The following is a 16,175-nucleotide window of genomic DNA, read 5'->3' as shown; positions in this document are numbered from 1 at the left end:
TACCTGCGTATACCGGTTTGAAAAGGGGCCGTAGATTAACGTGGCTGCGCCTTATACTTCAGGGGGAAAGCTTTCTCTCACTCACGGTCGCAACGCGCAGGCAGCGGCCAGGTGTGGGGCGCGCGCCGATCTTTGAGGTGCTCAGGCACCTCGATCGGCGGCTCGTCCGGGCCAAGCGCAGTCTCGATCTGGCGGACACTGCGCAAGTACGGGTCGAGGTCTGTGCCCAGATCCACCTGGTGCGGGATCCACCAGGCGATGACCTGGGGCTGTCCGTGTTCATCCTCGGTCAGCAGCACTTTCCAGAACGCCTCGGGCGTGGCGATGCCGTGGGACTGGATGAAGGCATCGTTGTCCAGGGCCGCGCCGGCATGGCCGAACATCACGCCACCGATTACCGTCACCGGGCGCAGGTCGCGATAGCACTCGGTCAGCAGTTCGGTCTGGTACCAGGTGCGGCTATTGTGCGAGGCCAACTGCGGGACGATATTGCTCATCAGGTTGGAGGCGTCCATCGCCGTCCGATCGTCGTCGAAATGATTGTTGGCCGCCAGATGGCCGCGATGGTAGCCCTTGGGTGTCGAGTAAGCCTTGGCCGAGAACTGGCCTTTACAGCCCTCGGGCAGGCTACGGTCGATACGGAAGTTATCGACCCGAGGCAGATGCCCCTGGTCCTTGTCGAGGGTGAAGCTGAAGCGGTGCGGCTCGCCGCGCAGGCAGTCGTACCAAAGCTGGAAGCGCCCGTGGTCGAGCAGGGTCAGTGGCGTGGCGGCAGGCTCGGCAGGTATTGGGGAGGGCAGGCGGGGGGCGCACGAGGTCAGGCTCAGCACCAGCAAGAGGAACAGCAAACGGCGCATGTCGCGTCTTCCTTGAACAGAAGCCCGGGATGTTACAGCAGTCTGCCGGTGCATGGCTTTTTCCACGGCATGGCGGATACACGACACTAGTGGCGGCGCGAGTTAGGGTCGTTATTTGTGAAATATCCCACTAGGATCGGGTTCATCACTCACCCACCCGCAAGGAAGGTGTACATGGCAGAACGAAGCAACGATCGGCAAATCGACAACATCGAGTTCAATGTGGCCGATATCGCCCGCAGCAAGGCGTTTTATGGCCAATTGTTCGGCTGGACCTTCACTGACTATGGGCCTACCTACACCGAATTCAGGGACGGACGTATCACCGGGGGATTCACCACGGGCGAGCCGGTCTGCCCTGGCGGGCCGCTGGTCATCCTGTATGCCGATGATCTCGAACAGACCCAGCAGCGTATCGAGGCACTTGGCGCTCGCATCAGCCGTGCAGTGTTCGCGTTTCCCGGCGGGCGCCGTTTCCACTTCATCGACCCGGATGGCTATGAGCTGGCGGTGTGGACGGCCAGCGCTGTCTAGAGGTCAGACCGGGTGTTCGATGCACACGCGGTTGCGCCCCTTCTGCTTGGCCCGGTACAGCGCCTGGTCAGCTTTGCGCAGGGTATCGCCAGGCTCGTCACCCGTCAGGGGCTGCCAGTTGGCCACGCCCAGCGATAGGGTAATCCCGCCGACAGGTTCGATAGGGGTGTGCTCGACGGTCAGGCGCAGGTGGCCGGCGATGGCGCTCGCCACCTCCAGCCCTGCACCCGGCAGGAGCATCAGGAACTCTTCGCCGCCAGTGCGGCACAGCAGGTCGCCCTCACGGCAGGTACCACGCATCAGGCCGGCCAGCCGATGCAGGACCAGGTCGCCGATGTCATGGCCGTGGTTGTCGTTGATCCGTTTGAAATGGTCGATGTCCAGCACTACAACGGCGAAGCCGCGTTTTTCAGCCTGCAGCAAGCGCAGTGCCTGCTGCAGCCCACGGCGATTTAACAGCCCCGTGAGCGGGTCGGTCTGGACATCGTGGTTGAGTCGGCCAATACGCTCCTGCAGCAGGTTGAGGCCGAACAACAGGGCGCGCTTGAGCTCCGCGGCCTCGGCATACCAGGCGCGGACCTGGTGGATGCGCTCGGTGGTCTGCTGCTCGCTCGTACCCCGGGCGACCGTGGCCAGTTGCCTGAGCGGGTGAGCGATGACTTGGGTCAGCCAGCACAGCAGCAGCCAGCCGAGCAGGGCCAGCGGTGCGGAAATGGCGATGACATTGAGGATCAGGTGGCGCAGCGGTGCCACGGTCGATTGCAGGGGTTGCTGGGAAACGATGGCCCAGCCGGTGCTGGGCACCGTGGCAAAACCGGCAAGCATCTCCACGCCCTGGCTGTTGATCAGTCGCCGGGTGCCTTGATCCAGGCGAGGCAGTTCGTCGAGCAGCGGGTTGTCGCCTACCAGGCTGCCGACCCGCTGGCTGTCGGGGTGGAAAAGCAGCCGACGGTTACGATCGACCACGTAGAGGTACGCGCCGTTCTGGTAGAAGTGCGTGCCCAGCAGGCTGTTGAGCATGTTGCGTTCGCGCAGGTACAGGCTGCCGCCGATATAGCCCTGGTAATGACCGTTGGCGTCGAAGATCGGTTGCGACATGATCACCAGCAGGTTGCCGGCTGCCGACAAGAACGGCGTGGACACCAGCGTGCGGCGCTCGCGCAAGGCTTGCTGGGCGGCATCCGAGCGGGTCAGGGTGCCGGCCAGGTGTTGCAGCGGCGCAGGCGCAAGCGTACGCAATACGCCTTGGGCGTTGACCCGCAAGGTCGAGTTGAACAGGTTGCTTTGCGCTTGCAGGCGGTCGATTTCCGCCTGTACCAGGCTGTCGTCATCGGGGTGCCGGGCACATTGGTTGGCACTATAGGCCAGTTGCTGCAGGGCGTTGACGAGGGTGTTCTCGGTCACGGCGGCCACTTTCGCGGCGTACGCCCGGTTGGCTTCCAGGGCGTTGTCGATCAGCAGTTGGCGTTGCACCCGGTAGCTGGCGAAGTAGCTGGCCAGCAGCATCACCAGCGCGGTGACGGCGCATAGCATGAGTATGAGTGAGCGCAGGTCAGGGCGCCGAGCGTAGGGGAACATGAATCGCAATCCTTGGCCTCATGGGATGCAGCAGATGCCTCACCTTACGCGCTAGGCGCGCGTTGCACCATGCAGGTGGGAAATTGCAGGATTGGATGATGGAGAGCACTCCGGCTTCTCACAAGAATCACAGCACCCGCCTCAGCCGCAGTTGTTTCCAGTTCTTTCCTTGTATCAGGGCAGGGCCTGCTCCAGTGCGCTCAGGTCATCCTCGACCTCCTGCATGCGCGCTTGCGCCAGGGCCTGAACCTGAGGGTCGCTGGCGCTCTCGCGCATCAGCCGGGTGAGCTTTTCGCTCAGGCGCTTGCCCTGGTCACTCTGGCCCAGTTCCTTGGCCTTGGCGGGGTCGCGGGTCGCCTGGACGATATTGGCGAACTCGGCGTCGTTGAAGTGTTCCTCGCTGTACAGCTTGAACAAGTCCTGGCGCTGATCCTCGACGGTGAGGTGCTTGCGCAGCACCTCCTTGATCTGCTCCTGCGGCACCTTGGTGTGAGTCATCGCCAACAGTCCGGCCATGCGCTCGATGTTGTGGTCGTAGGCTTCCTGCAAGGGCAGGTTGGCGAGGATCTGTTCCTCGCGGCTGGGCTTCTGGTCACAGGCGGCGAGGGCGCCGAGCAGGAGCACGGGCAACAGCAATCGGGTCAGGCGGGACATGGGGCAGCCTTGGGCACGGTAAGGCTTGCGAGTTTACTGCAAACCCATGCGCAAGTTCAGCGTTGCAACGGATTGCGCAGACGTACCCAGACAATCGCCGGCAGGGCCATCAGCAGCCATTTCAGGTAGCGGTTCACTTCGTAGTGCTCGCAGGCGATGCCGATGCTGGTGCAGACCACCACCACCGCCACGAACTGGATCATTCTTTCCATCGGCAGGTTTCCATCTTTGCTGGGGCCGGGAGGGCTGCGGCGCGCACTTTAGCAGTGGCGCGGGCGCGCAGGCCAGGATGCCATACGGCGTAACACTTTTACGGCGGTTCATGCGCGCGAAGTTGGCTATTGTGCGGCAATCCTGGCCCCCAAGGAAGGCGACCCGATGACTACCTACAAAGGCGGCTGCCTGTGCGGCCGCATCCGTTTCAGCGCCACGGGCGAGCCGCGTTTCCCGCATACCTGCTCGTGCGGGCAGTGCCAGCGCCACTCCGGCAGCCTGACCCTGTGCTGGGTCTAGTTCGACAAGGCGGCGGTCGCCTGGACCGGGGAGGGCGGGGCTCCGGCGCTGTACCGTTCCTCCGACGCTTCCAGCCGCGCGTTCTGCGCCACCTGCGGCAGTTCCCTTGGCGCGGTGGATGACGTCCCCACGGTCGCCTTGCTGCTGGGCTGCTTCGATGCCAAAGGCGCCCAGGCCTTGCGGCCCACATCGCATTCGTTTCGTGCTTGCCGGCCACGCTGGTGGAAGTTGGGGTAAGCGTTATCATGTCGTGCGCTTGCCCATACCCCTCAAGGACGACCCGCATGCTACAGCGCAACACAATGGTGCCCGAACTGATCGTCAGCGACCTCGACGGCAGCCTGGATTTCTGGGTATCGCTGCTGGGCTTCGAGATTGCCTATCAACGCCCGGAGCGGCGTTTCGCCTACCTTGACCTGCACGGCGCGCAGGTGATGCTCGAGCAGCTCGATGCCGATGATCACTGGCTCACCGGGCCTCTGGAAAAGCCCTTCGGGCGGGGAATCAACCTGCAGATCGATGTCGCTGCGGTCGCGCCGCTGCTCGAACGGCTGGAGCGCCATCGCTGGCCGTTGTTCCAGGCGTGCGAGGAGGTCTGGTATCGCGCAGATGCCGTCGAAGTGGGGTTGCGCCAGTTCCTGGTCCAGGACCCGGATGGCTACCTGTTGCGGCTGGCGCAGAAACTGGGCGAGCGCCCGGTTGCGTTACCCGCGCGTTAGCCCTTGCTAGCGGCCCCTGCAGCCGGCGTCTGACAGGCCATCCCGACCGACACCCGCCATGCTCAACACCGTGTTCATTTCCATTCCCGGCGTATTCGCCTACCGTCTCCTTCCACCCCATCACAAGGAGATCACGCATGCCCGAGCTTGCGTTGTACAAGGTGAAACTGCTGGACGAATTCGAGGCTCGCGAGGACGACTGGAGCTTCGGCCACTTCGAGCGCCGGCTGACCCGGGTCAAGCCCGCCGCCAACTATCAGGACGCCAAGGGCATCATCAAGGCTGCCCATCTGGCGAACAACTGGCCGAATACGGTAAAGCGCTATCTGCTGAGCAACTACCGCGCCCACGGTAATGTCAGCAGCGAGCTGACCGAAACCTTCATGCAGGTGCTGGCCAGCCTGACGCCGCAGGAGATGAAGGACTGGCAGCTGCCGCAGGTAAACCAGTCGGCCTGATCGCCGCCAAGTCGATTCCCACAGGATGGCGCATGGTTTCAGGCTGGCGCGGTCGGTGTGGGAGCCGGCTTGCCGGCGATGTGCCGCGTAAGCGGCGCTTTCCATGCCGACTCAGGCACGAAACCGCAAAACCCGCGCCCCATCATACGGATCGACCAGATAGTGCCCCCGCACCCCAAACGTCCCCAGCAACCGCTCCGGCGTCAACACCGCCTCCGGCTTGCCTAGGGCAACCAACCGCCCTTGATCGAGCACGGCCAGCCGATCGCAAGTCAACGCCTGGTTCAGATCATGCAGCGCCACCAGCGTCGTCACCGGCAGCGCCTGCACCTGGCGCAGCAAACCGAGCTGGTGCTGGATATCGAGATGGTTGGTCGGCTCGTCCAGCAACAGCACCTGCGGCCGTTGCGCCAGGGCCCGGGCGATATGCACGCGCTGGCGCTCGCCGCCGGACAGTTCGCCCCATAGCCGTCGACGCAAGTGGCTTGCGTCGGCGTCGGCCAACGCCTGTTCGACGATGGCGCGGTCATCGTTGCCGAACGGTGCCAGGGCCGAGAGCCAGGGCGTGCGGCCCAGGGCGACGGCATCGTACACGCTGATGGCGTCCAGGGTGTCGGCCTGTTGCTCGACCAGGGCCAGGCGCTGGGCGACATGCCGGCGCGGCATGCGCTCCAGCGCTTCGCCGAGCAGGCGCACGCGGCCACTGCTAGGCGTGCGCAGGCCGGCGAGCAGCTTGAGCAGGGTGGACTTGCCCGAGCCGTTGGGGCCGACCACGCCGAGGGTTTCGCCGGGCAGCACGCTCAGGTCGATACCCTGCAGCACGTCGCGCCCACCCAGGCACAGGCCAAGGCCTTGGCAGGTGAGCGGCGCGTCGGCGATGGCGGTCATCACGCTCATGGGCGCCCCCGGCGGCTGATCAGGATCAGCGCGAACACCGGCGCGCCGATCAAGGCCGTGACCACGCCCACCGGGATCACCTGGCCGGTGATCAGGGTGCGCGAGAGGATATCGGCAACGATCAGGAACAGCGCGCCGCCCAGGGCGCTGGCCGGCAGCAGGCGGCTGTGCCCGGGGCCGAGCAGTAGGCGCAGGGCATGGGGGATGACCAGGCCGACGAAGCCGATGGCGCCGACGATGGACACCATCACCGCGGTGACCAGCGCCGCGCAACTGATCAGCAGCAGCTGAGTGCGGCGCACCGGTACGCCCAGCGAGGCCGCCGAGTCGGCGCCGAAGGTAAAGGCGTCCAGTGCCCGGCGCTGCCACAGGCATATCGCGAGGCCGAACAGGGCGACCGGCACCGCCAGCCACACCGACGGCCAGCGCACGCCGCTGAGGTTGCCCAGCAGCCAGAACAGGATGCCGCGGGCCTGCTCGGCGGTAGCCGACTTGGTGATGAGGAAGGCGGTGAGGGCGTTGAACAGCTGCGATCCGGCGATACCGGCGAGGATCACCTGGGCGTTGTCATGGCGGCTGCCACTGGCGCGCGATAGCAGCAGCACCAGGGCGAACGCCGCCAGCGCGCCGATGAAGGCGCCGGCCGACAGCGATAGCACCGCGCCGCCCAGGCCGAACAGCCCCACCGCCACGGCGCCGGTCGAGGCGCCGGCAGACAGGCCCAGCAGGTACGGCTCGGCCAACGGGTTGCGCAGCAGCGCCTGGAGGATCACCCCACAGGTCGCCAGCCCCGCACCGCAGGCGGCGGCGACCAGGGTGCGCGGCAGGCGGTAGTTCCAGACGATGCCGGCGTCGATCGGGTCGACGGCATGGCCTGCCTGCCACAGCTGGTTGGCCAGCACCTGCCAGATCGCCTCGGCGCCGACACGGGTCTCGCCGATGGCAATCCCGGCAAGCATGGCCAGGCATAGGGCGAGTAAAGCAAAAAGGCTGATGGGCAGCAGGCGGCTCATGGCTGGTGCGCTTTACCGCTGGCGAAGGCGCTGGACAGCACGTCCAGGCCGCGGAACAGGCGGATGCCGGCCTGCATGGCGTCGGCATCGAGGACGATGATCCGGTCGTGTTTGACGGCGTCCATAGTGCGCGTGACCGGGTCACTGCGCAGGAAGTCGAGTTTTTTCTGGTAGTCGTCGGCCGGGTAGCGACGGCGGTCCATGCGCGCGACGATCAGCCAGGTGGGGTTGGCCCTGGCCAGGGTCTCCCAGCCCACGGTAGGCCATTCTTCGCTGGATTCGACCACGTTGCGCACGCCGAGGGTCTGCAGCATGTAGTCGGCCACGCCCTGCCTGCCGGCGACATAGGGGTCGGTCTTGAGGTCGGCGCTGGAGAACCAGAACAGCGCGCTGGTGTGCGCCAGGTCCTGGCCGGACAGGCGCTGCCTGGCCTGTTCCAGCTGGCCCTGGAGCTCGGCATTCAGGCGCGCGCCACGCTCCTGCACGTCGAAGATCTCGGCCAGCTGGCTGACGCTCTTGTAGATGCTCTGCACCTTGAACGGCTGCAGGCGGGTGCCGTCGGCGCCCACCAGGTTGTCCTTGCCCTCGCAGTCCGAGGGCAGCAGGTAGGTGGGGATGCCCAGCTCCTGGAACTGCTCGCGGGTGCCGACCGCGCCCTGGGCGCCGATCATCCATTCGAACTGCGCCGTCACCAGTTGCGGACGTTTGCCGACCACCGCCTCGAAGCTCGGTTCGTTGTCGGCCAGGCGCGGGACCTTGTCGTTCTGCGCCTTGAATTCCGGCAGCACGTTGTTGAACCACAGCGAGGTGCCGGCCAGCCGCTCACCCAGGCCCAGGGCATAGAGCAGCTCGGTGCCGGCCTGGCCGACGGTCACCGCCCGTTGCGGGGCCTGTGTGAAGGTCTGCGGCAAGCCGCAGTTGTCGACGGTCAGCGGGTATTGGGTGGCGCTGGCATGGGCCAGGCATGACAGGGACAGGCCGGCGAGGAGGGCGGCGAGGCGGTACGGCATGGTGGGGCGATCTCCTGGGTGGTGCACGGAATGGCCCACGGACAGGCATCGCCCGGCAGCCTGCGCAAGCACGCGGCCAGGGGCGGATGACCATCCCGGACACCCCGCCGGTTGGTGAATGCGTGCCGGCAGGTCTCCTGACTGGTGCGTCCAGGCCGGCGCCAGCCTTCCCGGGTCGGCAGACCCAGTGGCATCGATGGCGCAGGCTCGGCACCTACAGTTGCGGGGGCAGTTCCCTTTGGATCGCCAGTGGCGAGCCCGGGATTCCCTTTTGATTCCGTGTGGAAACCGGCGGGCGGCATGGTAGACCATCGGGCTGTCGGGTGAAAACGCTTTTACAGGTACTTGAGCCAGGCGATATCGCGCCGGCGCGCTTTCAGCCGGGCGAACCAGCGCACCGGCAGGTACAGCGCAAGTGGCAGCAGCACGGCGGTCAGCCATACCGCGCCCATGCCATCGAAACCGAAATAGCCGCCCTGGTTCAGGCCAAACAGCGCCACGCACGCCACATACAGCAGCTTGAGCACATACAGGTGCAGTAGGTAGAAGAACATTGGCGCTGCGCCAAACACCGCAAGCGGGCCGATCCAGCGGGCGTCGCCGGCACGCTCGAAGCCGCGCAGCAGGACCAGGCCGACGCCTAGGGTCAGGGCCAGGAACAGCAACGACGGTGGGTACTTGGTGATATTGAAGAAGCTCATCAGCGTCTGCCCTACGCTGGCGTAGAGGCTCCAGGGGGCTTCGCCGTAGCCATTGAGCAGGCGCAGCGCACCGAACCCCAGCAGCAACGCCACGCCGGCCCATAGCAGGCGCTGTTGGCGCTTGTCGGCGTCGCTGCCCCGGGCGAACCACGGCCCGAGCCCATAACCCAGGGCGATCACGCCGATCCACGGCAACAGCGGGTAGGACGTGCGCAGGCGCAGATGTTCGCCCACCTCCAGCCAACTGCGCTCATGCAGGATCGCCCATGGCACATGCAGCGCCGATTCCGGCCCGAAGTGCAGGCCATCGAGCAGGTTGTGACCGGCGACAATCAGCGCGCCGAGGGCGAGCAGCGCCGGGCGCGGCAGCCACACCAGCAGCGACAGGGCGAGCATGCTCAGGCCAATGGCCCAGATCACCTGCAGGTAGATCACGCTCGGTGGCAACTCGAAGGTCCAGGCGAAGTTGACCAGGGTGAATTCCAGCACTACCAGGAACAGACCGCGCTTGAACAGGAACACCGAGACATCGCCACGGCCCTGGTGCTTCTCGCCATACAACCAGGCCGATAGCCCGGTAAGCAGCACGAACACCGGCGCGCACAGGTGCGCCAGGGTGCGGCTGGCGAACAGGCTGGGTTCGGTGGCGTCGATATTCATCGGGTCACTGACCTGGCGGTGCAGGAAGAACGTTTCGCGCACGTGGTCCAGCAGCATGAACAGGATCACCAGGCCGCGCAGGGCGTCGATGCTTTGCAGGCGTTGGGGGAGTTGGAGGCGGGTCATTGGAAAAGTCGCAAACGGAGGATTTGAGATGTTATCTCATAACAATTTATTGATCCACTGGCCCGCATTTGCATCGACGCCCCCGAAGCTATCGCGGGGCAAGCCCGTTCCTGCAGGTCACGCGCTATTCCTGCAGGCGCGGGCTTGCCCCGAGTTGGCATCGTTCGGCCCATTGGGACACGCTCTGACTCTGCCCCTCAGAGATCCAGCACCAACCGCGCCGAGCGCGCCCGCGACACGCATAGCATCATGCTCTGCTGCGCGGCCTTTTCCTCGTCGCTGAGGTATTGGTCGAAATGCTCGGCCTCGCCTTCGAGGATCGCCGTCTCGCAGGTGCCGCACACGCCTTCGCGGCACAGGCACTCGACCTTCGCGGTCTTGGACTTCTCGATGGCCTGGAGGATGGTCATGCCTTCCTCGACTTGCAGTTCGGTGCCCGACCGGGCCAGGACCACGGTGAAGGCCGCACCTGTGGCCGGCGCGGCGGCGGCGAACTGTTCCCAGTGCACCCGCGATTCGGCGATGCCAGCGGCGGCGGCGGTGGCGATCACTGCGTCGATCAGCGGCTTGGGCCCGCACACATAGAGGTGGGCGTCATCGGCCAGGCCCGCGCACAGCGCGGTGAGGTCGAGCTTGCGGTCCAGGCTGTCGATGTAGAACCGTGTGTTGCCGGCATGCGGGCCTTGTTCCAGATCGCCCTGGAAGGCGCCGTGTTCCGGGGCGCGGAAGGCGTAGTGCAGCTCGTAGGGGGTGGCGCCATCTTCCAGCTCGTGCAACTGCGCCAGGAACGGGGTAATGCCGATGCCGCCGGCGATCAGCACATGGCGCCCGGCATCGGCGTCCAGGGCGAACAGGTTGTTGGGGGTGGAGATGGTCAGCTCGCTGCCCACCGCGACCTGGTTGTGCATGAACGCCGAACCGCCCTTGGACTGCTCCTCGAGCCGCACGCCGATCTGGTAGCTGTGCAATTGACGCGGGTCGCTCATCAGCGAATAGGCATTGCTGAACTGGCTGCCGCAGGGCGACTGCATCTGCACGATCACGTGGCTGCCGCCGCTGAAGGCGGGCAGGGGGCCGCCGTCGGCGCGGGCCAGGGTGAAGCGCTTGATCTGCGGCGTGGCCTGTTCCACACCGGTCACGCGCACCTTGAACATCTCGTATTGCTTGGCCATGGCGTACCTCGACAACAAAGCCCCGCGCCAGGCCCTGGCGCGGGGCGGGGGAGCTTGGGTGTGTTCAGTCGTCCAGATGGGCGACCGCGATCAGGTTGTGGAAGTGGGCGATGCCGTGCTCGCTGACGCCGCTGCGCTGGGCGTCGACCATGATCCGGCCCTGGCCACGGTAGCCGCGGGACTTCAGGCCTTTCTGCACGCTCTCGACCAGGCGCAGGTCCTCGGGGCGGAATACTTCACGGTACCAGTCGATCAGCTTGTGCTGCTCTTCGCTGAGTTCCTTGTTGAGGAAGTAGATGTCGTAGTGCTGCAGGGTGGTCTCGGCATCGACCGGGAACTCGTAGATCACGGTCATGAAGTTGGCCCCTGGCGGTACGTTGAACATGGTGCATGGCCAGGCCCAGAAGCCGGCGAAGGACGGGTCTTTCACCGACTCGTCGAAGGTGAATGACTGCTCCGACGGTTTGGCCAGGCCGTATTGCAGGGTCCAGTTGCCGTGCAGGCTGTGGCTGTACTGGCCGACGTCCACCGAATCGGAGAAGCCGGGGTGGGCCGGAGCGCAGTGGTAGCACTCCAGGTAGTTGTCGACGATGGATTTCCAGTTGGCCGGAGTGTCGCTGACGAAGCGCGCGGCCAGATGCAGGTCGTCGATCACCGCGCAGGCTTCGCGCATGCGCTTCTGCATGCCCGGCAGCTGGTCTTCGACGGAGCCTGCGTCGTTGTCCATGTTGATGAAGATGAAGCCGGCGTATTCCTCCACGCGCAGCTGCACCAGGGTTGAATTGTCCTTGTCGAAGTTGGCCACGTTCTCGCAGTTGCGCGCATGGGCCAGCTCGCCGTCGAGCTTGAAGGTCCAGGCGTGGTACGGGCAGGTGATCACGTTCTTGGCCTTGCCGCTGCCTTCGAGCAGTTGGTGGCCGCGGTGCGGGCAGACGTTGTAGAAGGCCCGCAGCACGTCGTCGCGGCCCCGCACGACGATGATGCTCTCGCCGATCACCTGGCGGGTGATGTAGGCGTTCTTCTCGGCGACTTCGCTGCGGTGGCCGACGCAGATCCAGCTGCGGGCGAAGATCGCTTCCTTCTCGTGTTCGAAGACGGCGGCCTGGGTGTAGAACTTGGCCGGGAGGGTGAAGGCCTCCTCGGGGTTGGCGCAGAAGTCGGCGGGCAGGCGTTTGAAATCGTTCATGGCTCTATCTCGGTTCTTATTGGTTAACGCGTATCTGTTGGTTAACAATCTGGGCAAAAAAATTTGCCAGAACGGGGGCGGGCAAGCCCGCCTCCCAGGTTGTATTTCAGTGCACCACGGCAGCGCTACGCGGTGCCTGCGGCTGCGGTTCCTCACCTGCCAGGCGGGTGGCCTCTTCCTCGATGCGGTACGCCGGCACCTGGCCGTAGTCGGCCGCCAGCCACTTGAAGAACCCGTAGATCTTTACCAGCAGGATCACCATGAACGGGATCGCTGTGAGCACCACGGCGGTCTTCATGGTCGACAGCGAGGCCTTGGCGAAGAGCATGGCCAGTGGCACCAGGGTCAGCACCACGCACCAGAACAGGCGCAGGGTGGGGCTTGGGTCTTCACCTTCGCGCAGGTTGCGCGTGCTGGTGGCGGCCACGGCGTAGGCGGCGGCGTCCATGTGCGAGGCGCAGAACACCGCCATGATGAACAGGTACGCGGCGAGGAACAGCGTGCCCCAGGGCAGGGCCAGCAACAGGTCGGTCACCGCGGCTTCGCCGCCCAGCGTGCCGAGCAGCTTGGGTACGTCGATCTGGCCGTTGATGAACTGGTGCATGCTGTAGCTTTCCAGCGCGCCGAAGAAGAACCAGCAACCGAAGCTACCGCCCAGCAGCAGGGCGAACACCACTTCCTTGATCAGTCGGCCACGGGACACGCGGGCGACGAACATCGCCACGCCAGGGGCGTAGGACACCCACCACAGCCAGTAGAACACCGTCCAGTTGCGGGTGAAGGCGCCGTCGCCGGCGGGGTCGGTGAACAGGCTCATCTGCACGTAGTGCTGCAGCATCAGGCCGATGGAATTGGCGGTGTTGTTCAGGGTGAACTGGGTCGGCCCGACCAGCAGGACGATGGCGGCGAACACCAGGGCGCCGATGCAGACCATCTTCGACAGGCGCTGCAGGCCGCCGTCGATACCGATGTACGAGCTCAGCGAGAACAGCAGCGCCACCGCGCCGATCACCAGCAACTGCACGGTGAAGGTGTTGGGGGTGCCGGCCAGGTCGGCAAGGCCGCGGGTCAGGGTCGAGGCGGTGAGCGCCAGCGACACGGTCAGCGCGCCCATCATGGTCAGCAGGAAGATCAGGTCGACGGCGCGGCCGACCGGGCCGGTGGCCTTGAAACCGGTGACTGCCTCGATGATCGAGGCCAGGTTGAGGCCGCTCTTCTTGCGCACATGGAAGTGATAGGCCATGGCCAGCGAGGCCAGGGCGTAGATCGACCAGGCGCTGATGCCCCAGTGGAAGAACGAGTAGCTGACGCTGTATTCCAGGGCCTTGGCCGACATCGGCGCGATGTTCAGGCCTGGGGTCTGGTAGTAGTAGGCCCATTCCATCACGCCCCAGTACAGGGTCGAGGAACCCATGCCGGCGCAGATGAACATGAACACCCAGGTGGCGGTGGAGTATTCGGGCTTACCGGCACCCAGGCGGATGTTGCCGTATTTGCTGAAGGCCAGGTACAGCACGGCCAGGGAACTGCCGAACACCAGTACCTGGACGCTGGTGCCGAAGGTGCGGGTGGCCACTTCGAACAGCTGGTTGGCGAGGGTTTCGGCCTGGGCAGGGAAGGCGGCAAGGCCGATCACGGTGAGCAGCACGGCCAACAGGCTCACGGCGATCAGGAACACGTCGATCTTTTTGTTATTGGGGGACATCAATTGTCTCCTGGAGCATTTTTTTTGTAGTAGGCGTCAGGCGTTGGGAAGTCCGTATCGAGGTTCTGTGTTTCCTTTCTGTTAACTAATGGATAACAAGTATCTTTTGGTTGACAGATTCTGCATTGAATCGAAGTGGGTGGCAATAGGATCGTCGGACAATCCGGATGATTGGGCTGGGTTGGCGATATCGCGGGGCAAGTCGCATCGGCCCCGCGATAACCTGATGCCGAATCAGGCGCCGAGCAGCTCGGCAATGGCCTTGCCCACTTCCTGGGTCGAGCGGCTGCCGCCCATGTCACGGGTGGTGTCGCCGTTGGCGATCACCGTCTCGATGGCCTTGAGGATGTCGTCGTGGGCCGCCTGGTAGCGGGCATTGTTGTTTTCCTGGCCGAGGAACTCGAGCATCAGCGCGCCGGACCAGATCATCGCGATCGGGTTGGCGATGTTCTTGCCGTAGATGTCCGGCGCCGAGCCATGCACCGGCTCGAACAGCGAGGGGAACTTGCGCTCGGGGTTGAGGTTGGCCGACGGCGCGATGCCGATGGTGCCGGCGCACGCCGGGCCAAGGTCGGAGAGGATGTCACCGAACAGGTTGGAGGCCACCACCACGTCGAAACGCTCCGGCTGCAGCACGAAACGGGCGCAGAGGATGTCGATGTGCTGCTTGTCCCAGCTGATCTCGGGATAGTGGGCGGCCATGGCGGCGGTGCGCTCGTCCCAGTAGGGCATGCTCACGGCCATGCCGTTGGACTTGGTCGCCGAGGTCACGTGCTTGCGCTCGCGGGTCTGCGCCACGTCGAAGGCGTACTTGAGGATGCGGTCGACGCCGCGGCGGGTGAACACCGATTCCTGCAGCACGAACTCGTTGTCGGTGCCTTCGAACATGCGCCCGCCCAGGGAGGAATATTCGCCCTCGGTGTTCTCGCGGATCACCACGAAGTCGATGTCGCCGGGCTGCTTGTTCGCCAGCGGGCAGGGCACGCCGGGGAACAGGCGCACCGGGCGGATGTTCACGTACTGGTCGAAGTCGCGGCGGAACTTGAGCAGGGAGCCCCACAGCGAGATGTGGTCCGGGACCTTGTCGGGCCAGCCGACGGCGCCGAAGTACAGGGCGTCGAAGCCCTTGAGCTGGTCGAACCAGTCGTCGGGCATCATCTTGCCGTGGGCCAGGTGGTAGTCGCAGCTGGCCCATTCGAAGAACTCGAACTGCAGGTCCAGGCCGTGCTTGCGGGCGGCGGCCTCGACCACGCGCAGGCCTTCGGGGAGGACTTCGTTGCCGATGCCGTCACCAGGGATGGCGGCGATCTTGAAGGTCTTGGTCATGGGGCGCATCTCGTGTCCAGGGAAGATGCACGCCATGCTATAAGGCTGTGCTTCGGAGATAATCCGGCAATCCATCAATTCTTGGTACACGAAACGTGAATAATCTGCCGAACCTGGATGACCTCGACATCTTCCTGCAGGTGGCCCGCCGCGCCAGCTTCGCCGCAGTGGCGGACGAGCGCGGCATGTCGGCGGCGTTCATCAGCAAGCGTATTCGCTTGCTGGAGGAAAGCCTCGGCGTGCGCCTGCTGCACCGCACCACCCGGCGGGTCACTGTGAGCGAGGAGGGCGAGCGCGTGTACCAGTGGGCGCAACAGATCTTCGAGACCCTGCGGCGCATGGACGACGACCTCAACGCCGGCCAGCGCGAGCCGGCGGGGCAGCTGCGCATCGCCAGCAGCCTCGGGCTGGGGCGGCGCTTCGTGGCGCCGGCGCTGTCGGAGCTGGCGGCGCGCTACCCTGGGCTGGACATTCGCCTGGATGTGCATGACCGCCTGGTGGACCTGATCGCCGAAGGGGTGGACCTGGACATCCGCGTGGGCAACGTCATCGCCCCGCACCTGATCGCCAAGCCCCTGGCACGCAACCGTCGGGTGCTGTGCGCCGCCCCTGGCTACCTGGCCGCGCATGGCACGCCGCGGGTGCTGGCCGACCTGGCCAGCCATGACTGCCTGGTGATCAAGGAGCGCGACCACCCGTTCGGCCTGTGGCACCTGGAAGGCCCCCAGGGCGAGGAAAGCGTGCGCGTCACCGGCGGGCTTTCCAGCAACCACGGCGAGGTGGCGCACCAATGGTGCCTGGACGGGCAGGGGATCCTGTTGCGCTCCTGGTGGGACGTGCATGACAGCATTGCCGACGGGCGCCTGGTGCAAGTGCTGCCCGAGTACCAGCAGGCGGCGGATATCTGGGCGGTTTATACCGCGCCGTTGGCAGGTTCGGCCAAGGTGCGGGTGGCGGTGGAGTTCTTCCGCCAGTACTTCGCCGAGCGCTATCGCTTGCCCGATTAAACCTTCGCGGCGCCCCGCGACAAGTTGTCTGCTTGACTTGCAGGGTACCCTACGATCGT

The 16,175-nt window shown here is 65.1% G+C and carries 16 protein-coding genes, 1 pseudogene and 1 riboswitch; of the genes and pseudogenes, 5 read left to right on the top strand and 12 right to left on the bottom strand.

Annotated elements, in window-relative coordinates:
- Nucleotides 1-77: 77 nt before the first annotated feature.
- Nucleotides 78-857: a DNA/RNA non-specific endonuclease gene (locus C3F42_RS04360; RefSeq protein ID WP_158659519.1), complete on the bottom strand. Its 780-nt coding sequence runs from the start codon at nucleotides 855-857 to the stop codon at nucleotides 78-80.
- 174 nt (nucleotides 858-1,031) lie between these two features.
- Between C3F42_RS04360 and C3F42_RS04355 the strand changes: the two genes are divergently transcribed.
- Nucleotides 1,032-1,391, top strand: a complete 360-nt coding sequence (locus C3F42_RS04355) for a VOC family protein (RefSeq protein ID WP_094011093.1) — start codon at nucleotides 1,032-1,034, stop codon at nucleotides 1,389-1,391.
- Nucleotides 1,392-1,394: 3 nt separating this feature from the next.
- Here the strand turns inward: C3F42_RS04355 and C3F42_RS04350 are convergent, their stop codons facing one another.
- The 3 genes from C3F42_RS04350 to C3F42_RS29245 all read right to left on the bottom strand — a co-directional run bounded on the left by C3F42_RS04350 (nucleotide 1,395) and on the right by C3F42_RS29245 (nucleotide 3,835).
- On the bottom strand, nucleotides 1,395-2,969 hold the full coding sequence (locus tag C3F42_RS04350; protein ID WP_104444034.1) for a diguanylate cyclase: 1,575 nt from the start codon (nucleotides 2,967-2,969) through the stop codon (nucleotides 1,395-1,397).
- Between the two features lie 174 nt (nucleotides 2,970-3,143).
- Nucleotides 3,144-3,623 (bottom strand): hypothetical protein, encoded by a 480-nt coding sequence (locus tag C3F42_RS04345; protein WP_023631225.1) that lies wholly within the window; start codon nucleotides 3,621-3,623, stop codon nucleotides 3,144-3,146.
- A gap of 56 nt (nucleotides 3,624-3,679) precedes the next feature.
- On the bottom strand, nucleotides 3,680-3,835 hold the full coding sequence (locus C3F42_RS29245; RefSeq protein WP_156177603.1) for a hypothetical protein: 156 nt from the start codon (nucleotides 3,833-3,835) through the stop codon (nucleotides 3,680-3,682).
- Between the two features lie 166 nt (nucleotides 3,836-4,001).
- On the opposite strand from C3F42_RS29245, the pseudogene C3F42_RS04340 reads away from it, so the two are divergent.
- The 3 genes and pseudogenes from C3F42_RS04340 to C3F42_RS04330 all read left to right on the top strand — a co-directional run bounded on the left by C3F42_RS04340 (nucleotide 4,002) and on the right by C3F42_RS04330 (nucleotide 5,313).
- Nucleotides 4,002-4,373 (top strand): annotated as a pseudogene (locus tag C3F42_RS04340) (GFA family protein).
- A 47-nt stretch (nucleotides 4,374-4,420) separates the two neighbouring features.
- A complete protein-coding gene (locus C3F42_RS04335; RefSeq protein WP_104444033.1) occupies nucleotides 4,421-4,855 on the top strand; it encodes a VOC family protein in 435 nt (144 codons plus the stop codon).
- A gap of 137 nt (nucleotides 4,856-4,992) precedes the next feature.
- Nucleotides 4,993-5,313, top strand: a complete 321-nt coding sequence (locus C3F42_RS04330) for a hypothetical protein (RefSeq protein WP_104444032.1) — start codon at nucleotides 4,993-4,995, stop codon at nucleotides 5,311-5,313.
- A 111-nt stretch (nucleotides 5,314-5,424) separates the two neighbouring features.
- On the opposite strand, the gene C3F42_RS04325 is transcribed toward C3F42_RS04330, so the two are convergent.
- The 8 genes from C3F42_RS04325 to C3F42_RS04290 form a co-directional block, all read right to left on the bottom strand.
- Nucleotides 5,425-6,210 carry an ABC transporter ATP-binding protein gene (locus tag C3F42_RS04325; protein ID WP_104444031.1) on the bottom strand — a complete coding sequence of 262 codons (786 nt, stop codon included), beginning with the start codon at nucleotides 6,208-6,210 and terminating at the stop codon, nucleotides 5,425-5,427.
- Nucleotides 6,207-7,223, bottom strand: coding sequence for an iron ABC transporter permease (locus C3F42_RS04320; RefSeq protein WP_038705908.1), 1,017 nt, complete (start codon nucleotides 7,221-7,223; stop codon nucleotides 6,207-6,209). The genes C3F42_RS04325 and C3F42_RS04320 overlap by 4 nt, the downstream gene beginning before the upstream one ends.
- Entirely contained in the window at nucleotides 7,220-8,233 is a 1,014-nt protein-coding gene (locus C3F42_RS04315) for an ABC transporter substrate-binding protein (RefSeq protein ID WP_104444030.1), read from the bottom strand. Before C3F42_RS04315 ends, C3F42_RS04320 begins: the two co-directional genes overlap by 4 nt.
- Before the next feature lie 109 nt (nucleotides 8,234-8,342).
- A riboswitch (cobalamin riboswitch) is annotated at nucleotides 8,343-8,541 on the bottom strand.
- 27 nt (nucleotides 8,542-8,568) lie between these two features.
- Nucleotides 8,569-9,720 (bottom strand): DUF1624 domain-containing protein, encoded by a 1,152-nt coding sequence (locus C3F42_RS04310; protein ID WP_104444029.1) that lies wholly within the window; start codon nucleotides 9,718-9,720, stop codon nucleotides 8,569-8,571.
- 197 nt (nucleotides 9,721-9,917) lie between these two features.
- Nucleotides 9,918-10,892: a PDR/VanB family oxidoreductase gene (locus tag C3F42_RS04305; RefSeq protein WP_104444028.1), complete on the bottom strand. Its 975-nt coding sequence runs from the start codon at nucleotides 10,890-10,892 to the stop codon at nucleotides 9,918-9,920.
- 64 nt (nucleotides 10,893-10,956) lie between these two features.
- Entirely contained in the window at nucleotides 10,957-12,078 is a 1,122-nt protein-coding gene (locus tag C3F42_RS04300; protein ID WP_038705911.1) for an aromatic ring-hydroxylating dioxygenase subunit alpha, read from the bottom strand.
- Nucleotides 12,079-12,184: 106 nt separating this feature from the next.
- Entirely contained in the window at nucleotides 12,185-13,783 is a 1,599-nt protein-coding gene (locus C3F42_RS04295; RefSeq protein ID WP_094011100.1) for a BCCT family transporter, read from the bottom strand.
- A 234-nt stretch (nucleotides 13,784-14,017) separates the two neighbouring features.
- Entirely contained in the window at nucleotides 14,018-15,109 is a 1,092-nt protein-coding gene (locus C3F42_RS04290) for a tartrate dehydrogenase (RefSeq protein ID WP_104444027.1), read from the bottom strand.
- Nucleotides 15,110-15,204: 95 nt separating this feature from the next.
- On the opposite strand from C3F42_RS04290, the gene C3F42_RS04285 reads away from it, so the two are divergent.
- Nucleotides 15,205-16,116 carry a LysR substrate-binding domain-containing protein gene (locus tag C3F42_RS04285; RefSeq protein WP_038705914.1) on the top strand — a complete coding sequence of 304 codons (912 nt, stop codon included), beginning with the start codon at nucleotides 15,205-15,207 and terminating at the stop codon, nucleotides 16,114-16,116.
- Nucleotides 16,117-16,175: the final 59 nt, after the last annotated feature.

The sequence above is a fragment of the Pseudomonas sp. PONIH3 genome (assembly GCF_002934345.1).
Taxonomy (GTDB): domain Bacteria; phylum Pseudomonadota; class Gammaproteobacteria; order Pseudomonadales; family Pseudomonadaceae; genus Aquipseudomonas; species Aquipseudomonas soli.
The sequence above is the reverse complement of the archived record's forward strand: the minus strand, read 5'-3'. Positions and strand labels throughout refer to the sequence as shown.

Bases quoted from the DNA above. Each gene is read 5' to 3' on its own strand.
- C3F42_RS04290 (WP_104444027.1), bottom strand. From the start codon at position 15,109: ATGACCAAGACCTTCAAGATCGCCGCCATCCCTGGTGACGGCATCGGC.
- C3F42_RS04360 (WP_158659519.1), bottom strand. From the start codon at position 857: ATGCGCCGTTTGCTGTTCCTCTTGCTGGTGCTGAGCCTGACCTCGTGC.
- C3F42_RS04345 (WP_023631225.1), bottom strand. From the start codon at position 3,623: ATGTCCCGCCTGACCCGATTGCTGTTGCCCGTGCTCCTGCTCGGCGCC.
- C3F42_RS04355 (WP_094011093.1), top strand. From the start codon at position 1,032: ATGGCAGAACGAAGCAACGATCGGCAAATCGACAACATCGAGTTCAAT.
- C3F42_RS04300 (WP_038705911.1), bottom strand. From the start codon at position 12,078: ATGAACGATTTCAAACGCCTGCCCGCCGACTTCTGCGCCAACCCCGAG.
- C3F42_RS04335 (WP_104444033.1), top strand. From the start codon at position 4,421: ATGCTACAGCGCAACACAATGGTGCCCGAACTGATCGTCAGCGACCTC.
- C3F42_RS04320 (WP_038705908.1), bottom strand. From the start codon at position 7,223: ATGAGCCGCCTGCTGCCCATCAGCCTTTTTGCTTTACTCGCCCTATGC.
- C3F42_RS29245 (WP_156177603.1), bottom strand. From the start codon at position 3,835: ATGGAAAGAATGATCCAGTTCGTGGCGGTGGTGGTGGTCTGCACCAGC.
- C3F42_RS04325 (WP_104444031.1), bottom strand. From the start codon at position 6,210: ATGAGCGTGATGACCGCCATCGCCGACGCGCCGCTCACCTGCCAAGGC.
- C3F42_RS04295 (WP_094011100.1), bottom strand. From the start codon at position 13,783: ATGTCCCCCAATAACAAAAAGATCGACGTGTTCCTGATCGCCGTGAGC.
- C3F42_RS04305 (WP_104444028.1), bottom strand. From the start codon at position 10,892: ATGGCCAAGCAATACGAGATGTTCAAGGTGCGCGTGACCGGTGTGGAA.
- C3F42_RS04310 (WP_104444029.1), bottom strand. From the start codon at position 9,720: ATGACCCGCCTCCAACTCCCCCAACGCCTGCAAAGCATCGACGCCCTG.
- C3F42_RS04315 (WP_104444030.1), bottom strand. From the start codon at position 8,233: ATGCCGTACCGCCTCGCCGCCCTCCTCGCCGGCCTGTCCCTGTCATGC.
- C3F42_RS04350 (WP_104444034.1), bottom strand. From the start codon at position 2,969: ATGTTCCCCTACGCTCGGCGCCCTGACCTGCGCTCACTCATACTCATG.
- C3F42_RS04330 (WP_104444032.1), top strand. From the start codon at position 4,993: ATGCCCGAGCTTGCGTTGTACAAGGTGAAACTGCTGGACGAATTCGAG.